This is a genomic window from Phaeocystidibacter luteus, assembly GCF_008933115.1.
Lineage (GTDB): Bacteria > Bacteroidota > Bacteroidia > Flavobacteriales > Schleiferiaceae > Phaeocystidibacter > Phaeocystidibacter luteus.
Map to the genome: position 1 here is coordinate 69,966 of NZ_WBVO01000013.1, position 19,589 is coordinate 89,554.

General features: G+C 46.6%; 14 protein-coding genes. 3 read left to right on the forward strand and 11 right to left on the reverse strand.

From position 1 onward, the window contains the following. Positions 1–3: 3 nt before the first annotated feature. The 7 genes from F8C67_RS13230 to recG form a co-directional block, all read right to left on the reverse strand. On the reverse strand, positions 4–3,036 hold the full coding sequence (locus tag F8C67_RS13230) for a sensor histidine kinase (protein ID WP_151668338.1): 3,033 nt from the start codon (positions 3,034–3,036) through the stop codon (positions 4–6). A gap of 50 nt (positions 3,037–3,086) precedes the next feature. Continuing rightward, positions 3,087–3,989 carry a histone deacetylase family protein gene (locus F8C67_RS13235; protein WP_151668339.1) on the reverse strand — a complete coding sequence of 301 codons (903 nt, stop codon included), beginning with the start codon at positions 3,987–3,989 and terminating at the stop codon, positions 3,087–3,089. Positions 3,990–3,993: 4 nt separating this feature from the next. Continuing rightward, a complete protein-coding gene (pheT, locus tag F8C67_RS13240) occupies positions 3,994–6,435 on the reverse strand; it encodes a phenylalanine--tRNA ligase subunit beta (RefSeq protein ID WP_151668340.1) in 2,442 nt (813 codons plus the stop codon). Positions 6,436–6,524: 89 nt separating this feature from the next. Continuing rightward, positions 6,525–7,142: a VTT domain-containing protein gene (locus F8C67_RS13245; RefSeq protein ID WP_170266468.1), complete on the reverse strand. Its 618-nt coding sequence runs from the start codon at positions 7,140–7,142 to the stop codon at positions 6,525–6,527. Positions 7,143–7,271: 129 nt separating this feature from the next. Then, the gene (locus F8C67_RS13250) at positions 7,272–7,739 is read right to left on the reverse strand and encodes a hypothetical protein (protein ID WP_151668342.1); all 468 of its coding nucleotides are present in this window, start codon (positions 7,737–7,739) and stop codon (positions 7,272–7,274) included. Position 7,740: 1 nt separating this feature from the next. Beyond that, positions 7,741–8,616: a C1 family peptidase gene (locus F8C67_RS13255; RefSeq protein WP_151668343.1), complete on the reverse strand. Its 876-nt coding sequence runs from the start codon at positions 8,614–8,616 to the stop codon at positions 7,741–7,743. Positions 8,617–8,698: 82 nt separating this feature from the next. Further along, on the reverse strand, positions 8,699–10,804 hold the full coding sequence (gene recG, locus F8C67_RS13260) for an ATP-dependent DNA helicase RecG (RefSeq protein WP_151668344.1): 2,106 nt from the start codon (positions 10,802–10,804) through the stop codon (positions 8,699–8,701). A gap of 260 nt (positions 10,805–11,064) precedes the next feature. Here recG and F8C67_RS13265 point away from each other — a divergent pair, with 260 nt between their 5' ends. The 3 genes from F8C67_RS13265 to F8C67_RS13275 are packed head-to-tail and all read left to right on the forward strand — an operon-like array spanning position 11,065 to position 15,474. Beyond that, positions 11,065–13,446 (forward strand): M1 family aminopeptidase, encoded by a 2,382-nt coding sequence (locus F8C67_RS13265; RefSeq protein WP_151668345.1) that lies wholly within the window; start codon positions 11,065–11,067, stop codon positions 13,444–13,446. Between the two features lie 4 nt (positions 13,447–13,450). Continuing rightward, a complete protein-coding gene (locus F8C67_RS13270; RefSeq protein WP_151668346.1) occupies positions 13,451–14,809 on the forward strand; it encodes an exopolysaccharide biosynthesis polyprenyl glycosylphosphotransferase in 1,359 nt (452 codons plus the stop codon). Positions 14,810–14,853: 44 nt separating this feature from the next. Further along, the gene (locus tag F8C67_RS13275; RefSeq protein WP_151668347.1) at positions 14,854–15,474 is read left to right on the forward strand and encodes a 2OG-Fe(II) oxygenase; all 621 of its coding nucleotides are present in this window, start codon (positions 14,854–14,856) and stop codon (positions 15,472–15,474) included. Here F8C67_RS13275 and F8C67_RS13280 read toward each other — a convergent pair. From F8C67_RS13280 to F8C67_RS13295, 4 genes are all read right to left on the reverse strand, one after another. After that, the gene (locus F8C67_RS13280; protein ID WP_151668348.1) at positions 15,471–16,559 is read right to left on the reverse strand and encodes a DUF1972 domain-containing protein; all 1,089 of its coding nucleotides are present in this window, start codon (positions 16,557–16,559) and stop codon (positions 15,471–15,473) included. The genes F8C67_RS13275 and F8C67_RS13280 overlap by 4 nt on opposite strands. Positions 16,560–16,587: 28 nt before the next feature. Next, positions 16,588–17,616 (reverse strand): glycosyltransferase family 4 protein, encoded by a 1,029-nt coding sequence (locus tag F8C67_RS13285; RefSeq protein ID WP_170266469.1) that lies wholly within the window; start codon positions 17,614–17,616, stop codon positions 16,588–16,590. 124 nt (positions 17,617–17,740) lie between these two features. After that, positions 17,741–18,154: a DUF4440 domain-containing protein gene (locus F8C67_RS13290; protein WP_151668350.1), complete on the reverse strand. Its 414-nt coding sequence runs from the start codon at positions 18,152–18,154 to the stop codon at positions 17,741–17,743. 81 nt (positions 18,155–18,235) lie between these two features. Further along, on the reverse strand, positions 18,236–19,589 hold a 1,354-nt coding region (locus F8C67_RS13295), incomplete at its 5' end, for an MATE family efflux transporter (RefSeq protein ID WP_317132327.1).

Here is a 19,589-nt window from a genome sequence, read left to right on the forward strand (position 1 = left end):
ATTTTAGGTAGCCAAAGAAAGAATAAAGTGTGTCCCAGTCTCGGATTCAGCCAAGCTCAAGGTGTAATTTACTTTGTGCATTTCTGAAAGGAGCTCTAATCTTGAAAGTACGTTTTTCAATCCAAGAGATCCTCGCAGATTTTCTCCAGAGATTAGATTATTCCATTTTTCCCTGGGGAATCCGTCGCCGTCATCTTTAAGGTGAATTATAACTCCAGAATCTGATTGCTGGACTTGTATGGATACCTTTCCGCCACCGTGCTTTTTACTCACTCCGTGCCATACCGAATTCTCAAGAATCGGCTGTAATATCATAGGAGGAATGTATACCTGTTGGACATTGATAGCTTTATCTACTTCAATGGTAAACTCGAGGTTGCCGTCCAAGCGAAGTGCTTCAATACTCAGAAATTCGCTGACATAATCGAGTTCTTCCTCAAGGGAAATTCGGTGTAATTCTGGCCTTTCAATGTTTGCACGTATCAGTTTAGCTAAGCGCGATAAGTATTCAGATGCCGTGTCATTTTTTTGTTTTGAAATGAGGTATTGAATGGAATTGAACGAATTGAAAATGAAGTGTGGGTTGATCTGCATTTTCAAGGAAGACATGTTCGACGAAATCAACTCTTGAGACAGTCGTCGCTGATGTAGATAGTTTCGTACTATAATCAAAATGAATATGAATGCCGGACTGAATACCACAAACCAAAACCACCATGTTTCTGTGAGCAACGGAACAATACTAAAGTTCGCGGTTCTATGCACTTCGCTCCAGATGCCTCTTGAATTTCTGAGTTGAACTTGGAGACTATAGGCTCCGGGTGGGAGTCTTTCTAGGGAGATATTACCCTCCGATGTGTACCTCCACCCATCCGAATCATCCAATTTGTATCTCCATAACTGAGAATCTGAGCTAAATAACTCTGCCGAGACGAACTGTATGTTGAAGGAATTTTGCCCTCGTTTAAAATCTACATTCAATGGTTCTTCAAAAGAAGTGCTATAGCAGAGTGAATCAATAGTAACCGAGAAACCCGAGGGCAATCGCCGTGATTCAAGGAGACGATTCGGCAGCACTACATAGCGCATGCCAGATTGAAGGAGCACCGTCTCAGCCGTTGGAATGATGGCATCCACCGTTTCCAGTCCGCCAAGTTCACTCAGCAAGAAGAAGGAGGAATTGAAAACGCCATTTTCATTTACGCGAGCAACGAAGAAGTGGTTATTGGTGACAGCGTAAAAGCGATCACTATCGGACGCTACTATGCGGATAGAGTTTGAGGGAAGCAGTTCGAGATCGGTGATCTGAAAGATGCTGTCATCCTGGAACAAGAGCAGACCTTGATCTTTTGTTGCTGCTCCAATCCAGCCCGAAGAGGTTTGAATGGCCGAAAGGACTCTCGTGTTGGCAAAGTCATACTCCGTAAACCATGGAATGAGGCGTCCGCCAGCGTAACGAGAAATACCGTGACTCGAAAATGCCCATTTTAGCTTTCCGTCAACCACCAATAATTCTTCAATCTTGTGGTCTTCTGTTTTTTCAATGAGTTCAAAAGGTTGATGCTTGAATTGCTTGTATACGGCTCCGTTACTTGTAAAATACACTGTATCTCCCACGCGGTAAGAATGGTCTAAATCCGAAAGAATTTGCCATCCTGAGTATTTTCCATTCGCCGTATCCTGAATCCAATAATGCAGGGTTGAATTGCGGCCATTGAAATTTAACTCGTACAATTTCGCACGTGCATTCTTGCCATTCCATTGCACGGTGCTGTAATGCCTCTTCCAGTCTGAATCAGCCTTGAGGGGGTAGATGTTGGGGTATTCCAATGCCCCGAACATCTCATTTGGATAGGGAAAGGCGAGGAGGTGATCTTGCGCAAATAAAAACAATGAGTCATCCGTGTACTGGGATGGGTATGCAAATTTCAGGGTGTCGAATTCCGACGGGACTACGAGCTGACCCTGAGTGGGGTGTTTAATGCGATATACCCCTTCCTGAGTTAAGGCAATCCATAATGCACCGTCATGGTCTCTGTAAATGTCCGATACGCCTGAAGTTGGAAATAGGTTCTGCTGTAATTCCGGAGTACCCTCTTCAACGACATTGTACATATACACGCCATGATCTTCAACCCCTAAGAACAGCGATCCTTCTGATAGTAGAATGCAAAGCACACCGCCGCCAAATGAACGGATGAAACTAGCTTCCAAATTTGCATTCACGTACCACAAGGAATTGCCGTACGACATGTAATAGCCGCCAGTTTCATCGGTAGTCGTTGTATATGTCCTGTAAACGCTGTGAGTTTCATCCGAATGGCCAATGTAATGGATTGTGTTCCAGTGAATCGGAATCAGTTCACTACCAATGCGGATAGTGTCCTTCTCAATATGAAAGCTTCTTTCCTCGAAGGGGGGGCGCATTGGTCCACCCCATGTGCTGTAGGCTGTTTCCGGGTGGATGTACACCGTGTGCATAGGTGTTCCTGCTGCATCCATCCCAATGCTAATGCCATGGGACGGGATATACGATTCTCGTATTGGGAAAGTGTACGTTGAGATAGACGTATCATTGATTCCTGCGTAGTAAAACACATCGTCTTCCCTCAAAAAGTCGAAGAGGACCTGGTCGTTTGGAGTAACCCATATTTTGTAGGGAAAACCTTTGCCGTTCTTTAGCCGATTAATCCCGTCGTTCCAAGGTGGTATAATCCATTGATCATCCTCGAAATAGGCAATGCCACCCATATATGTCAATGCCCAGATTCTTCCTTTGTGGTCGAGGTAGAGGCGGAATACAGTATTGTCGGGCAGCCCTTCAATAGTAGTGTACTGAGTGACTGTATTCCCTTGAATGACGAACACCCCCTGGTCGGATGCCACAAACATTCGTCCTTCATTGTCCTCTTGCAAAAAGTAGTTGTCATTGAGTACGAGCCCGAAATCGGGTCCGAGCAATTGTGCCCCCAAATCCTGACCAGCAGAGATTAGGGGAAGTATGCTAAGAAGTAATCCTATGAGAATTCGAATCAATGGAGGAGCATTTTCAGGAGCCTGAAAATACGAATAAGTGGCGTATCCGGCTACCCGAATATTGAAGCCGCCATTCGGTAAGTGTTAGCATGCGCTTCAATGATATCGGCGAGCTTCTCGGAATAACCACCGCCCATGTTCACCGCCACTGGAATGTTGTCTCGATGGGCAGTTTCAAACACAATTCTATCGCGCTCTCTGCATCCAGCGAGACTAACACCTAGTCTACCAAGCTTGTCGTTTTCTAAAATGTCAACTCCAGATTGAAAGAAGATAAACTGAGGCTGAAACTCGTCAACCAAACTCTTCACGTGTTTGTCCACAAGCTTCAAATAGTCCCTATCCCCAATGCCGTCAGGAACGCCAATGTCCAAATCGCTGTTCTCTTTTTGAAGTGGGTAGTTCTTTTCCCCGTGAATGCTAAAGGTGAAAACTCTCGGTTCGTTCTCGAAGATTTGAGCCGTTCCGTTTCCTTGATGAACGTCAAGGTCCACCACCAAAATTCGTTCGAAGTTGTGATGATCAATAAGGTGATGGGCGCCAATAGCGATATCGTTCAATAGGCAAAATCCTTCCCCTCGGTTTGTGTAAGCGTGGTGAGTTCCTCCAGCTATGTTGAACGATACGCCGTCTTGCATCGCATATTCCGTATTCATCGCTGTACCTCTGCAGATAGTGCGCTCCCGCCTCACGAGTGCTTCACTCCAGGGAAAGCCAATCTTGCGTTCCTCGCGGCGTTCCAACGTCCCGTTTTTCAGCTTCTCCCAATACTCAGATTCGTGGGTGCGAAGTATGCGGTCTTCCGTAAGTAGGTCGGGTGCGAAGAATGCAGATTCTTCAACCGTGCCTTCGCGAATCAGTTGTTCGGGTAGAAGCTCGTATTTGGCCATCGGGAAACGATGACCATCGGGTAGGGGGTGGCAATAAATCGGGTCGAATGCAATCCGAAACACGTGATTATCTCAATTCAGCGCTGTACTCTTTCTCGAGAGCTTCTTGAATTTTAGCCATGGTCTTGTCGAGCTGGGCATCATTCAAGGTCTGTTCTACGTCGAGAAGCGTGAAGCGCAATCCGTAGCTCTTCTTCCCTTCAGGAAGGTTTTTCCCTTCATATACATCGAAGAGGTCTACGTTGTTCAACCATTTCTTCTCAGCTTTTCGAGCGGTTCGTTCAAGATCGGCGTATTGCACATCCGAATTGACCAAAAGGGCCAAGTCGCGTTGTACGGCAAATGTCTTAGGGATGTCTTTATACTTCACCTTGGTTCGCTGAATCATAGGCAAGAGCATGTCCCAATCCAACTCGGCAAAGTATACCACATCGTCAACATCAGCTACCTTGAGATACTTCCTAGGTACAAAACCAATGCTGCCCACTTTTCGTCCTTGGGCGTAGATGTCGAGTCCATCTGCGAATAATCCATTGTCTGCGAGCGGCTTCAGTTGTGTTTGAATCGCACACTTCTCGAATAGACTTTCAACAATCCCCTTTAGCGTGAAGAAGCTGCTGTTCTCACTACCGTGGTTCCAGTGTTGAGCCGTTTTTACTCCCGAGATCCAAAGGGCCAAGCTGTTTTTCTCGGTGAACTTGCCATCTTGTTTGGCGTATACTTTTCCGAATTCAAAGCAACGCACGCCTTTCTGTTGGCGGTTAAAGTTGTAGGCGATAGTTTCCAATCCTCCGAATAGCAGAGTTCTGCGCATAACGCCCAAATCCTGACTAAGCGGGTTGAGGATGTCCACGGTTTCACCTTCTGAGAAATCGTTATTTCCCTCGTAATAACTCTTCTTTGTTAGAGAGTTATTCATGATTTCGGTCAGGCCCATACCTACGAGAATGTCATTCACTTTGCGACGCATGTCATCTGGATGGCGCTTCTCTGAGTGCGGCATGCTCATGCGCATGCCTTCTGGGAATTCAATATTGTCAAATCCGTAGATGCGAAGGATTTCCTCCACAACATCTGCCTCACGGGTAACATCCCATCGGTAAACAGGACTGAGCACCTTGAGGTAGTCGCCGTTTTCGCCGGCAACTACAAACTCCAAAGAGTCTAAGATCTTGAGAATCTCCTCACGCGGAATCTCTTGTCCGAGCAAGCGATACATTCTATCATAGCTCAAGTCGATAGCTACCGGTTCGAACTTGCGAGCAACTTCAGAAACCATGTCTGACCCAATTTTCGCTCCTGCTACGTCTTTGATAAGCAGTGCGGCTCTCTTGAGAGCGTATGAAGTCAACAGAGGGTCAACGCCTCTTTCATATCTAAAGGATGCATCCGTATTCAATGCATGTCGCTTTGCCGTTTTGCGCACTCGCACTGGGTTGAACCAAGCTGCTTCCAAGAATACGGTAGTTGTCGATTCTGAAACACCACTTTCCAAACCACCGAATACTCCGGCGATGCATTTGCCGCCTTCAGAGTCCGTAATCATCAAGTCGGTGGAATCGAGCTCGCGCTCTTTCTCATCCAGGGTGGTGAACTTGCTTCCAGAAGGGAGCGTGCGCACAATTACATGGTCGTTGGCAATCTTATCACCGTCAAAAGCATGAAGTGGGTGCCCAGTTTCGTGCAGTACAAAGTTGGTGATATCTACCACGTTGTTGATGGGCTGGATGCCGATGCTGAGTAGTGCATTCTTCAACCAACTTGGAGAGTCAGCAACTTTTACGTCGGTGAGGGTAACACCTAGGTATTGCGGACATCCTTCGGTGTCTTCAACTGTGATTTTAAAAGGACGCTCGAGGTGGTCTGGGGAGAATGCAACCACACTTGGCAAGCTGAGGTCAGAAGAGATACCATCGCGAAGCAAGCCCGCGAGAAGGTCCCTTGCCACACCGTAGTGTCCAAGTGCATCGGTTCTATTCGGTGTCAGGCCAATTTCAAAAACCACATCAGACTCTAGTTCGAAGTACTCTGCTGCAGACATGCCCACCTTGGCCTTTGCTTCATCGAGCACCAAAATTCCGTCGTGCGATTGACCGAGGCCGAGTTCATCTTCTGCGCAAATCATTCCTTCGCTAACCTGCCCGCGGATTTTCCCCTTCTTGATCTTTAGGCGTTCCTCTCCACCACCTGGGTAGAGGACAGTGCCAATGGTCGCAACGGGAACCAATTGTCCGGCTGCAACATTCGGAGCACCACAAACGATGTTGAGCGGCGCTTCGGCTCCAACGTCAACAGTAGTAACCTTTAAGCGATCTGCATCTGGATGTTTCTCGCATGTGAGTACTTTGCCAACAGTAACACCTTGAAGGCCTCCTTTTACAGATTCTACTTCTTCGGTTCCTTCAACTTCAAGTCCAGTTCTTGTTAGAATTTCAGAAACGAGGTCTGGAGTTACTTCAGAAGGGTTGAAGTTAAGGTATCGGCGAAGCCAGCTATAGCTGATGGTCATGATTACATGTTTACGTTGAGCCCGAAAATAGTAAGGGCAAAGGTAAGGATGTGACTATAAAGTAGGAAGTAGATTCGAAGGTAGATTCCTCACGCTCCAGTGGCCTTCCAAAGTACCATGGCGTAAATGAAGAATCGCACAAATCTGATGAGGGCTACGCGGAGGTAGATTCCTGATTTCACTCCAGATAATCCGGCAATCATAGACACCAGCGGATAAGGAAGAGGGGTGAGTGCGGCTACGGCAATAATCAGCCCTCCAAACTTTTTAATCTGGGCAATCCAATCCGCAAATTTGTTGTGAATCCACGCTTCAATTCGTGGCATCTTGTTGATACGTGTCCCAATCAAGAATGAGATGAAACCGCCTAAATAGCTAACACTTGCGAGGATGAAGAGCATCAGGTAAGGCTGACTAAAACTCTCAGCCCAAATGATGAATGCCTCCGGTGGTAGCACGCCTAAAATCACCTCACTAGCGAATAACCATAGCACAACTATTACTGGTGAGTAGTGCTGAGTGATGCTGTCTGAAAGTGCAGCGAAGCTGAATACGTATTTGTTTATGAGCCAAGCTCCCACGCCAAAAGCTACCAAGAAGAGGAGAAGTCTAAACAAGTTCTGCCCCATAAACCGGTACCCTCCAGATATTTTGAAATATCGGTGGATCTTAATCTGTCGATTCCAGAACCGTTTTATCGGCGACATTTTATGAACTAATGTGGTTTCCCCGTGCATCTTTTTGAGACCCCGTTTTTTAGGCGGAAGCGCAAGTTAGAAACATCGTGGCTGACAATAAAGTTTCTGGAAGAAAGAATTATGTTAAACCATCGATTACTACTGAATCGATCCCATGCGGAGTTCGTCGGCTAAGGAGAGTGCCTTTCGAAGTCGGGCTTCCGTTGATTTAGGTCGACTTACTGCGAAGAGTATGGCTCTTTTCTTACCGTCGGTAATGGCGGCAAAGCGATGTCTGATTTCCTCATCCTGATTCATGAGTTCCATCCATTCGGCAGGTTCTGGAGCTTGATAGGTGGTCGTGTCTTCCGCAAGCTTGACTTCCACTTCTTCAAAAGCGAGTAAGTCAATTTCCTTCATCGTGGCTTTGCTGAGGTATAGAAAAGTCTGACCATTGTTCACGTTCAGCGCGCGGTGAATCGGACCGTTTCCTTTGAGCCAAGCCTGAATACGTCGAATTTTTTTCGACTTGAATTCGGCAGCAATTTCGTCGGGAATGAGCACCATATTCATGTCTCCATTCGCGTCAATCCAACCTGTAAATTCTTTTGAGAAAGGCTTACTCATGTCAATCTTCCATTCGCATTACAGCCTCTTTAGACGGTTTTGGAGCCCTTGATTGGTCCTTCTTTTTTGGCGGAGTTTTTTGCGACGGTGTTTCACTATCCACTAAGATATAGGCTTCGCGAACCATGCTTGTAAAGATGTCGTAGGCAATCCAACCGTAACCGTTATCTCCCCAATCATCACCCCAAGAATTGAGAACTTTGTAGGCGCCACGACGGTCATCGTACCCAATAACCACAAGGGCATGGCCACCTGTTGTTCTGTTTGAGGATACGCGGTGGACTTCCCCTTCACTCAGTTTGTTGAACCATGTGTCGGTAACTATTCCAATGACGATGGGCTGACCTTCAAAGAGCAAGGTTTTCATGATTCCCTCACTTCTGAATTCTACCGTTTTCCAGCTATCTATGGTGTAATTCTTCGCATCTCCTTTTATTTCTCCACTCGGTAAAGCCTGGCAGTCTGATTCGTCGTATGGAAAGGATTCTAGTGTGGCCACACCGCTATTCTTCATAAGGTTGAGCGCTTCGCGGATGCTAGAACCTCCCATGCATCCCCAATCATTTATTTGATTGTAGATGAATGAAGGGCTGAACATGTGCTCTGGACGTGTGGGTTTGCGCTGAAGCTCAATTGCTTCCTGATAGGTTTTCACACCGTATGCAACCGCCCAACCAACGCATGAACCTTGATCGCCCTGATCTCCAGGCGGCGGAAACCATTTTGCTAAATCATGCGAGGAGGGAAGGTCTTCCAACATCTCAATGGATGCCTTCTCCATAGCCACATAGTCACTTTCTGAGATGAATCTCAGTCCCTGACCTTCCGCCGCACAAAAGGCAAAGGCAAGTGCTAGAATGAAAATGTATCTGCGCATGAAGTTGTGTCTAGGTCTGATAACGATTAAAACGACTCAATCGTTCAGAATTAAATCTACGAAAAGTATGCCGTAGTCGGAATTAGGAGATTTGACTCCATTGAACCTTGCCCTTGTGCTTCTGGATAAAGAACTGTTTTGTGGCGGCATGCTCCGGTTTTTGAAGCCTTGGGTCTTCCTTGAGAGCTCCTTCAGCCTCTCGTCGGGCAAGTTGCAAAAGTTGACCATCCTTTGCCAAATCGGCAATCTTCAAGTCGAGCATTCCGCTTTGTCGAGTTCCCATCAAGTCCCCCGGACCTCGAAGTTGAAGGTCGACATCCGCTATCTCAAATCCGTCATTTGTTCGAACCATCGTTTCAAGTCGCGTGCGGGCGTCATTACTCAGCTTCTGACCAGTCATGAGAATGCAGAAACTCTGATCCGCTCCTCGGCCCACGCGCCCACGTAGCTGGTGCAACTGGCTCAAGCCGAACCTTTCTGCGCTTTCGATAACCATGACACTCGCGTTTGGAACGTTGACACCCACTTCTATGACCGTAGTGGCCACCATGATTTGGGTTTCTCCTTTCGCAAACCGCTGCATTTCGTAGTCCTTGTCATCGGGCTTCATTCGTCCATGTACAATGCTTACGTTGTAATCTGGACGTTTAAATTCTCGACAAATGCTTTCGTATCCGTCTTCAAGATCTTTGTAGTCCATGGATTTACTCTCCTCTATCAAAGGGTAAACCACGTAGCATTGTCGACCGAGGGCGATTTGTTCCTTCATGAATCCAAAGACTTGAAGTCGGTTGGAGTCGTAGCGATGAACCGTTTTGATGGGCTTTCTTCCCGGAGGAAGTTCGTCAATCACACTCACATCCAAGTCGCCATACAGGCTCATGGCTAGCGTTCGAGGGATTGGAGTGGCGGTCATGATCAAAATATGCGGAGGTACAGCGTTTTTCTTCCAAAGCTTGGCGCGTTGCGCAACCCCAAATCTGTGCTGTTCGTCAATTACGGCTAGCCCCAAATTCCGGAACTGAACAACGGGTTCAATGAGCGCATGTGTACCAACTAGAATATCGATCTGTCCATTGAGTAGGTCAGCATGAATCTCCTTCCTTCGCGCAGTTTTAGTGCTTCCGGTTAAAAGTGCAATTCTGGTAGAGGTGCCCTCTAGTAGCTCGGAAAGTCCGTTGTAATGCTGCTGTGCCAAGATTTCCGTGGGAGCCATCATGCAACTCTGGTATCCATTGTCTGCAGCGATGAGCATTGAGAGTAGTGCGACAACCGTTTTACCTGAACCCACATCGCCCTGTACGAGTCGGTTCATATGGTGACCGCTACGCGTATCCTTTCGAATATCCTTTAGCACTCGCTTTTGAGCACCTGTTAGTTCAAAGGGAAGATGTTCGGCGTAAAATGTGTTGAAACGCTCGCCAACTACATCAAAAGAATGTCCTTTTGTTTGAACAGTTTGCCTGTCCTTTTGAAGAAGTAGCGAGAGCTGAATGAAGTAAAACTCTTCGAATTTGAGACGTTTTCTTGCGAGTTCAAGTGCTTCGATGCTTGTGGGGAAGTGCACTTGGAAAAGTGCGTCTTGCCGGCTGGGCCATTTATAATGTTCAAGCAAACGCACTGGAAGATTCTCGTGTATAACTCCCTTTAGTTGAGGTAGAAGAGCTTTTGTGAGCTTCGCGATTCCCCGTGCGTTGAGATTCTTGTTTGTGAGTTTTTCCGTGCTCGGGTACACGGGCTGAAGTCCTCCCATTGGACTTTTCACAAAGTCTTCCGCCTTCTCAAGCTCTGGATGTGGGAAGGAGTATTTACCCTTAAAGAAGTTGGGTTTGCCAAAGAGGACGTATTCGGTGCCAATTTGCAGTGACTTTCGAATCCATTGGGCACCCTTGAACCAAACGAGTTCGACTCGACCACTAGAATCTTCAAATTGGGCTACGAGACGCTTCTTTCTGGGTTGTCCTACTTCTTCAATAGAGGTAATTTTTCCTTTGATTTGAACCTCTGCGGCGGCGCTTTGTATTTCGGAGACCTTATAAAACTTTGATCGGTCGATATACCGGAAAGGAAAGAGCGTGAGCAAATCTCCGAAAGTGAAGATGTGCATTTCGGTTTTTAGGAGGTCGGCTTTTGCTGGGCCCACTCCCTTTAGAAACTCAATCGGTGTTTTGAGAAGGTCTTTCTCCATACACCTCAAAAATGGGGAATTATTCGAAAAGGGTGGGGAAGTTCAGCAGGCTTCTTTTAAACAAAGAAAGAGGCCGCTTCGAGCGAAGCGACCTCCATCCAAAAACCTAACCTATGAAAAACTATCCTCACTTAGATAAGCGGGATTGCGTAGGAAAAACCGCACAAGATTCTGGCTTTAACACCCTTTTAGCATTCAGACGCTGCGCATTATTTTTAATAGGCTTGTGCAAGGCTTGAATTGATGCGTACTTTAGAGCTATGCGAAGATTTCTCCTCCTCTTTTTACCGTTTACGTTGACAGCACAAACGTATACGCCGGATGACGCTCAACCACGCGTTTTGACAATTGACCAAGATAGCTTGCACGTCCACCTTCAGTTTGATACGAAAGGCGGCCTCGTGAAAGGCGAGGTTGATATTTATGCTTCACCGGTGGCGAATATGGACTCCATCTTCTTGGATGCAAAGCCGAGTATAACACTTGATGGACCGATACTCTTCAATGGGAATTTGGTTCCCTTCGAACGCTTGGACCAAGGGATAGTAATTCGTCCAGATGTTGAGTGGACTTCTGCACACATTCAGATGAAGTACACAGCTCGACCGTTCAAGGGAGTATATTTCAATGGATGGAACGACCCGTCGGGTAGGGCAAGACGACAGATTTTTACACAAGGGCAAGGGATAGATCATCGCCATTGGCTTCCTCATCAAGATGCGCAGAACGATAAGCTAAAGACACGTTTGACGATTCGGTTTGATAAGAACTATCGCGTTTTGGGCAATGGACAATTGGTGGACAAGCAGGAAGTGGAAGGGGACATTTCGTGGACATATGCCATGGACAAGCCTCATTCATCTTACTTGATTGCCTTTGCTATTGGGGAGTACGATGAGACGATTGTAGGAGAGAATCCACTTCGAGCGAATTATATGTATCCCGACCATTCTGAGGATTACGAAACGACGTATTTCGGTAATGAGGAGATTTGGAACTACCTCGTCGGGCGAATTGGATATCCATTTGTTTGGAGTGCATATCGCCAAGTTCCGGTGGCCAATTTTCCGCATGGAGCAATGGAAAACACAACGCTCACCATCTTTTCGGAAAACTTCGTCTGTTCACATTCCGATTTTGAGGATCTGAACTATGTCTATGTGAATGCTCATGAATTGGCGCACCACTGGTTTGGCGACTTGGTAACGGTTCCAAGTTCCCACGACTTCTGGTTACACGAAGGCTTTGCGACCTATTATCAAATGGAAGCCGAGCGCGCAGTTTTTGGAGATGCCCATTACACACAAGAATGGATTGAAGCACTTGAGCTAGTTCGACGCGCACGGGAAACGGATAACTATCCGCTTCGACACAGCAAGGCCGGAAGTTTTCGATTCTACCAGCAGGGAGCACTCACCCTTCGTTCCCTCGAGCAACATCTCACCACAGATTCCTTCGATTTGGTGATGAAAACCTACCTCGAGAAGTACGCCTATGGTTTGGTAACAACAGATTCTCTTCGTCTTGTTATTGAAGATGTTTGTGGGATTGAAATGAGTCAGTGGTTTCACACCTTTACAGAGTTTGAGAAACCAGTAACCGTAGATGTTGGGTTGACTGAACGAGATGACCAATATTCAATTACTTTTCAGCAACATCATTTAGGAGATGAGTCTGTTTTAAAGCACCTTCAAGTTCGCGTATGGAAAGATGAAGAGTCGTTCGAAGACTTTGATGTTGAACTTGGCAGACACTATGCTTACGAGTTGGTAAGTGTAGAATATGAGCCATACGCTATTGAAATTGATCCAAACCACGGTTACCTTGTTGAGTGGAACCTCACATTCTCAGAAGAAATCCTCGGACATAACCTCGAGGTTGGAACTGATTACACAAGGTTCCTAGCGTTAGAAGCTTTTCAAAAGAAGGAAGAAGAACCTTTTCAATACACAAGCTCAGATTGGCTCGAGGAAGTACAAGTTCAAGCTGTGGCCGATCTCGCCGTGGAACTCATGGTTGAGTACGACGAAGATGATGCTCGTGAACTTGCCGAAAGCTATTTTTCCACCAATCCCATCATTCGGAAGGCCCTCTTGAATTCTAAAGCCGATGCGGGGATCTACTCAGGAATCAGCGACGAACTATTGACGTTATTGGAGTCAGATGAAACATCAGATGACCAGGCGTTTTTGCTTTTTGTCAAGCTATTCACCATGAACCCTGGAGAGATCAGCTCATATCTCAAATCGATGGAAGGTAGAGACGGTGGCATGAATAAAGAGGTTGAAATGTATACCGCCTATTTCACAACATTGGTCAAGGGCAAGAGTGCTCCAGACGGATTACCGAGATTGTTAGAATTGGCAGGCCCGAGTTACTCGATTGAAGTGAGAATGTCGGCATGGGAAATGTTGGCAGAATTGAAATACTCCGAAAAGGACCTTCGTGATATTCAGTACCTAGAGCTCACCTCAAGACATCGTCATTTGAGGAATGCTGCCGTTCGTTACATTCGAGGGTATTTAGAAACAATGGATCGCAATAGAGTACTCCGTGAAATGTCGTTTGTTCTCAAAAATGCTCACCCCGATGATATTGCAAGGGTAGAACGTATCTTAGACATCGATTTAGAAATCGAGTAGCCCCTTGAACGATCGTAGCCAGAAACTTTTACGCGCATTTCAGCTGTTTGGAGATATAGTTCTCTTGAACGTGGTGTTTGCCATTTCAGGGTGGCTCCGATTCGACGATCTCAAGGTCGAAAATGAGGCCTATTACAACTACTATATCCAGCTATTGATTTTCTTCAATCTCAGTTGGGCCCTCATCAGCATCGCTTTCAGAATTTATGACCTTCGTCCGGGTACAGAGATACGTACCTCCGTAGGGAAGTCAATCAATGCCCTGCTGGCTCATTTGGTCTTGTTCACGGTGTTGGCCTTTAGCCTTAAGGGAGACTACTATTCTAGATTATTCCTGATTTATTTCTACTCCGGTTTTGGAGTACTCGTGCTCATAGTGCGGATGCTTTTCATAACCTTATGGAGAAACTGGCTACGGACCGGACGTTATGCCCGCAAGGTTTGGCTCATAGGTGAAAGTGCCGCTGGAAAGAGTTTTGCTGATGAAATCGAACTTCATCCTGAGTATGGATATAGACTGTTGAAGTCTCCTTCCACGGTTGAAGAGGCGCGAAGCCTAATCGAGAAAGGTGAAGTTCCAACCGAGTTGTTCTGTGCGTTTACAAGAGGCGACACCTCACTTGGCGAATGGTACGTCCTGGCCGAAAGTCAGGGAATTCGATTTCGGTTTTTGCCAGAACTCAAATGGACTAATATCCGTCACGCGAGAGTTGATTTACTCGGCGATGTTCCCGTTCTCGTTCCAAGGAAAGAACCACTAAGCTACTGGCATAGCCGTCTCCTCAAGCGTTCTTTTGATCTCCTGGTTTCTACAATTGTTATCGTCGGTTTGCTAAGTTGGCTACTCCCGATTTTGGCTATTCTAATTCGAGTTGATTCAAGCGGAAACCCAATCTTCGCCCAAGCGCGTTCAGGATTGAATGGTCGCGAATTTCGGTGCTTGAAACTTCGGACGATGAAAGTGGGGCACGGAAGTGAGAACGTTCAGGCCGCGAATGGAGACGAGCGCATCACTAGAGTTGGACGTGTTCTTCGTCGATTGAGTTTAGACGAACTGCCCCAGTTTTTCAATGTCTTTGCCGGCCAAATGAGTGTCGTAGGTCCTCGTCCACATATGCTCGAACATACCGAGAACTACCGCAAGCGTATTGATGAATTCATGGTCCGTCATTGGATTAAACCAGGCATCACCGGCCTAGCTCAAGCCATGGGATTGAGAGGAGAAACCAAGGAGGATCGAGACATGGCCGATAGAGTCAAGGCCGACGTTTACTACCTGGAGCATTGGTCCATTCTATTAGATTTCAAGATCTTTTTTTGGACCATTTGGAATCTGATTTCGGGAAGAAGTAAGGGGGTATAATTTTTTCTCTTCGCTTTAATTTCTAGAGTACATTTACCGCAATAATGACAGCGCACCCGTTGTTCAATCGCATTGCCGAGGGGCTATCGGCAGACGGTTGGTTTACAGTGCCCGGCTTCGTTTCCCGGGAAGATGCCATCGCAATTCGCGATGAGGCGGTTTCACTTCGAGAAGAGGGTGAATTCCGACGTGCAGGCATTGGCAAGCAAGGCGAATTCCAATATGACAAGTCGATTCGAGGTGATGAAATTCACTGGGTAGATGAGTCTGAAGCAATCTCTCCCGTAAAAGAGTATCTAAACCGAATCGCCGACCTTCAAGACTACTTGAATCAAACCTGTTTTTTGGGGCTAAGGGATTTTGAATCGCACTTCGCGGTTTACCCTGTCGGTACGAGGTATGCGCGTCACGCCGATCGCTTTAAGAACAACCCGCACCGAATTGTGAGCTCTGTGCTTTATCTGAACCCAGATTGGGAAGAGGCGGACGGCGGTCAATTGGTGATTTATCAAGAGGACGGGAAAGAGGTCTCAATTCTTCCAGAAGCCGGAAAGCTTGTTTGCTTCAGATCTGAATTAGAGCATGAGGTGCTTCCTTGTAACCGAGCGCGGTATAGTATGACGGGGTGGTTCTTGGATCAACCATTAGGTCTCACCTTCCTTTAGATTCTAACTTGAGAGAAGATCAATTCGTACTGATCCGCGATTGATTTCCAGGTGAAATGCTCCCGAATAACATTCGTGTTTGTCTTTGTCATGATGTTCAATGCATCCTGCTGGAAATCTTGATCTAGCGCCCATGCTACATCCTCAGCTGTTTCAAAGTAGATACCGTTCTCTTTTAAAACAGACTGATTGAATTCATTCTTGTGCGCAACAATCGGAGCACCGCAGGCCATGGCTTCTAGTAGGGATGGATTCGTGCCGCCAACGGAATGACCGTGGAAGTACAGGTGACAGAAATGTCGAAGGTTGTCGACCACTTCTTTGTTGTACTCCGCATGTAAGAATCGAATTCTGCTATCCTTGTAAGTGCGGGTGAGCATTTGCCCGTGCGGAGTATCCAGGTTTCCCATCACGAGCATGATTCGATCACTTTCCGATTGCTTTACGCCTTCGAGAATTTCACGAATGTGATTTTCGGGTTCCATGCGCGCTATCACCAGGTTGTATTGTCCCTTTTGGACGTGGTAAGGCTCTAGTACTTCTTCGTTAGGTGATTTGAAAAGTTCCGCTCCGTACGGAATGTAGACGCATTGGCCGCCGTACTTTTCGTGTAGATACCTTTCGATTTCTACATTGTCGGCAACCATTAGGTCGGAATGCTTCGCCACCCATCGTTCAGAGCGCATCAAAAAGCGCTTTACCAAGTTGGAATACTTCGAGCGCTTCCATTCGAGTCCGTCCATGTTGGTCACCACCTTCGACTTCTTCGGCATTAACCAGTACCAAATTCCGCTCGAAGTATAGCCTAGCTGGAGGATCACGTCGAACTTTCGCCAACGCGCATCTATGATTTGATTGAAGTCGTAGATAAACTGACCAACCGTTCCGAAGCGATGCTCGGGGTCGTACTTGTGAATGATTTTAACGCCTTTGTACTCCTTTTCGGCGTACGGATGACGATGTCCATTGTACACGTAAACCTCATGTCCGAGCTTGGCTAATCTCACAGAAAGTTGTTCTGCAAGCTCTTCAAAGCCACCGTAACGGTTGGGAATTCCACGAGATCCTATGATGCCAATGCGCATATTCGGTTGTAGTCTTAGCGAAGGGAAGTTAGCTATTTACGGAGAGTCGGGTTTGATAAAGCTCCACAAGTTTTTCCGCGGCAGATTCCCATGAAAACTGACGAGCGAATTTCTTTCCCTCCGTCTGTGAATTGGCATCCAATTGTTCTCTAATGGCCACACTTAGTTCATCCGAATTCTTTGAAACGAAAAGTCGAGCGTGTTCTCCAACCACTTCAGCTGCACCTGTGGTAGAAGAGAGCACGAGGTTGCAACCTTGTGATAATCCTTCAAGAGCGGTAAGGCCAAAGGTTTCAAAATGACTTGGAACGACTACGACCTTATGGCTGCGGTAGAGCATTTGAAGGGCATGCATGGACGAATGTGGGCGAAAGGAATGATTGGACCCTGCCTCGGCTCGGCACTTTTTGTAATAGCTCGGATTATTTGAAGCAGCATTACCCACAAAAGTTACGGGTTCATCCCATCCCCTTGTAGCTTCAATTACTGCTAATTGATTCTTCAACGGTTCAAATCTTCCAACGCATAAAATACCAGATCGCTCCTCTTTCTCAGGTGGAAGCGGTTCTGTGAAATCTCTATTGATGCCAGGGTGAACGATGTACGTTGGGTCGGCTTTTGGAAAGGAAGCTTTGAGTTTGTCAATCTCCAACTGCGTCGTTGTGATGAACAAATCGGCATGGTCAACAATCTCTGCGAGCGACTTTTCATGTCCCTGCAAGATGTAATGCAGTGGAGGTAATTTATCGTTTCCGATGAGTCCGCGGCCGATCGCTTTCATCCATTCACCTTTGCTGCCACTGCCATAATCTACCCATATGGTACTGACGAATGTTGGCTTCGATTTCCAGGCAGGGTATCTGAGCAAATCGGCAGGTCGGCCGAGGTTGAAAAAGTGGAGGAGGTCATACTCGGCCACCCGCATTCTTTGTCCGGATAGAATGATGTCCACGTCTATGCCCAAACGCTCAAGTTCGCGAGCGGTTTCGGTGACTTGTTGTGTGTCTCCGCCAGGTTGTTTGAGGAGGGTGGAGCGAGCGATGAAGGCGATTTTCATACGAGAAAGATACAGGAAATGTGAGGGACGACAAGGCATAAAAAAAACGACCTCCCCGAGGTGGGGAGGCCGTCCAAACAAAATCACTACTGACTATATAATGAACACTTAGTCCTTGTTGATATTAGTTCGGGAGCACTGTAGCGTGGTGATCTTCGATCTTCCACTTTCCGTTTCGTTTTGAGAGGACGAATGTGTAACGGGCAGGGAGCGCCACGAGATTGCCTTCACTGTCTTTCCATGTAAACACATACACTCCAGATACGACTGGTAGCCCGGCGATTTCGTTCATCTCCATTTGATCGAAGCGAACTTTTAAATCGTGCTTATCGGCCGTCAAGAACTCTTCGAAGTATCTGCGGATACCTTCTTCGTCGCATCTCAAACGTTTAGTTAGAGATCCCCAGAGGGCTGCATTCTTTGAGTAGCAAGAAACAATCTTGTCACTCACTCTTCCTTTTACGCCACTCAACCAAGAGTGTAAGAGGTCGAGAATTTCGTTTTGTCTTTGATCGGCTTGTAGGGCTAAAGCATACATGATTATAGGATTTTGTAGTTCTGATTAACACTTTTCAATCATCGTGCCAATTAGATACGTACCATCCTATTCACTTGGTTTTCACTCCTGTGAAAAATGTAGCTTTTTAACTTTGGATTGGAATCTAAGCCATTGACTCAGAGCAGATACAGTAAGGCCTGTAGCCAAACCAATCCAAACTCCAATAGCTTTTAATTCTGTGAAGTTTCCCAGAATGTAGCCCATTGGAATTGCAATTACCCAATAAGAAACAAATGTGATAAGGGTAGGGATTTTCACATCGCCCAATCCTCTCAATGCCCCTAAAGCTGTAACCTGAACCCCATCACTAATCTGGAAGATCGTTGTGATAATGAGTAAGTCCGCCGCGATCGTAATCACATCCAACTCATCTGTGAAGAAAGTTGGCAGCCAATCCCTTCCAAAAAGGTAGAGAACACCTGCTGCTCCCATGAAAAGGACGGTCATCTCGAAGAGCGTCTTAGCGGCCACTTTTAAGGTGCCCACATCTCGTCGACCAAGCTGGTTTCCAACACGCACCGTGGCCGCAGCCCCAAATCCACTTGCGGCCATATAGCTTATGGAGGCAAGGGAAATCGCAATCTGGTGAGCGGCTTGGTCAAGCGCGCCAATGGCCCCGATAATCAAAGAGGCAGATGCGAAGGCACCAACTTCAAAGATGTATTGCAATCCACTAGGGACGCCAATCTCAAGAACTGAACGCATGTCTTTCCACTTCACCTTCGTGTCGAGGAAGAACGACATGTACTGTTTGTACTTCGGGCGATAGTGAACCCAATACACCATCAGGAACATCATGATTATTCGAGAGATAAGTGTAGCCCAAGCTGCACCTTCGATTCCCATGGGTTCAAACCCGAGCTTGCCATAAATGAGAATGTAGTTCAATACGATATTGAGGGCATTCGCTGCCAAGCTCAATCGCATGGCCGCTTTGGTATCGCTAATTCCCTCCGTAAACTGCTTGTACTGGAAGAAAATCTGCAATGGGAAAAAGCTCAAAGCAACAAGCGTGTAGTATTTCAGGGCTTCGGTCACTACGTCTGGATCTTGACCTAGCTGATCCATGAATGGACGTATGCCTAGTAAGATTCCAACGATGAGTAATCCAATAGCGATGTTTACAAACAGTCCATTCTTGAAGAGGCGTGATGCCTTTCTAATATTTCCAGCTCCATCGGCATTGGCGACCAACGGTGTGAGACCATACGCGATTCCGATTCCAAAAACGAGTGGAATGGCCAAGAGTGAGTTGGCAAAGGAAATTGCCGCAAGGGGAATTGGACCAATTTGTCCAACCATAATACTGTCGGCTGTACCCACAAGTATTTGCCCGAGTGAGCCTATCATCACTGGGTAGGCCAGTGATAAGCTCTTTTTATATTCTGATTTAGGTGCCTTTAGCATAACTGTC

Coding starts and splice junctions, on each gene's coding strand:
- F8C67_RS13275 (WP_151668347.1), top strand. CDS start 14,854: ATGACAGCGCACCCGTTGTTCAATCGCATTGCCGAGGGGCTATCGGCA.
- F8C67_RS13250 (WP_151668342.1), bottom strand. CDS start 7,739: ATGAGTAAGCCTTTCTCAAAAGAATTTACAGGTTGGATTGACGCGAAT.
- pheT (WP_151668340.1), bottom strand. CDS start 6,435: ATGACCATCAGCTATAGCTGGCTTCGCCGATACCTTAACTTCAACCCT.
- F8C67_RS13290 (WP_151668350.1), bottom strand. CDS start 18,154: ATGTATGCTTTAGCCCTACAAGCCGATCAAAGACAAAACGAAATTCTC.
- F8C67_RS13245 (WP_170266468.1), bottom strand. CDS start 7,142: ATGTCGCCGATAAAACGGTTCTGGAATCGACAGATTAAGATCCACCGA.
- F8C67_RS13265 (WP_151668345.1), top strand. CDS start 11,065: ATGCGAAGATTTCTCCTCCTCTTTTTACCGTTTACGTTGACAGCACAA.
- F8C67_RS13280 (WP_151668348.1), bottom strand. CDS start 16,559: ATGCGCATTGGCATCATAGGATCTCGTGGAATTCCCAACCGTTACGGT.
- recG (WP_151668344.1), bottom strand. CDS start 10,804: ATGGAGAAAGACCTTCTCAAAACACCGATTGAGTTTCTAAAGGGAGTG.
- F8C67_RS13255 (WP_151668343.1), bottom strand. CDS start 8,616: ATGCGCAGATACATTTTCATTCTAGCACTTGCCTTTGCCTTTTGTGCG.
- F8C67_RS13285 (WP_170266469.1), bottom strand. CDS start 17,616: ATGAAAATCGCCTTCATCGCTCGCTCCACCCTCCTCAAACAACCTGGC.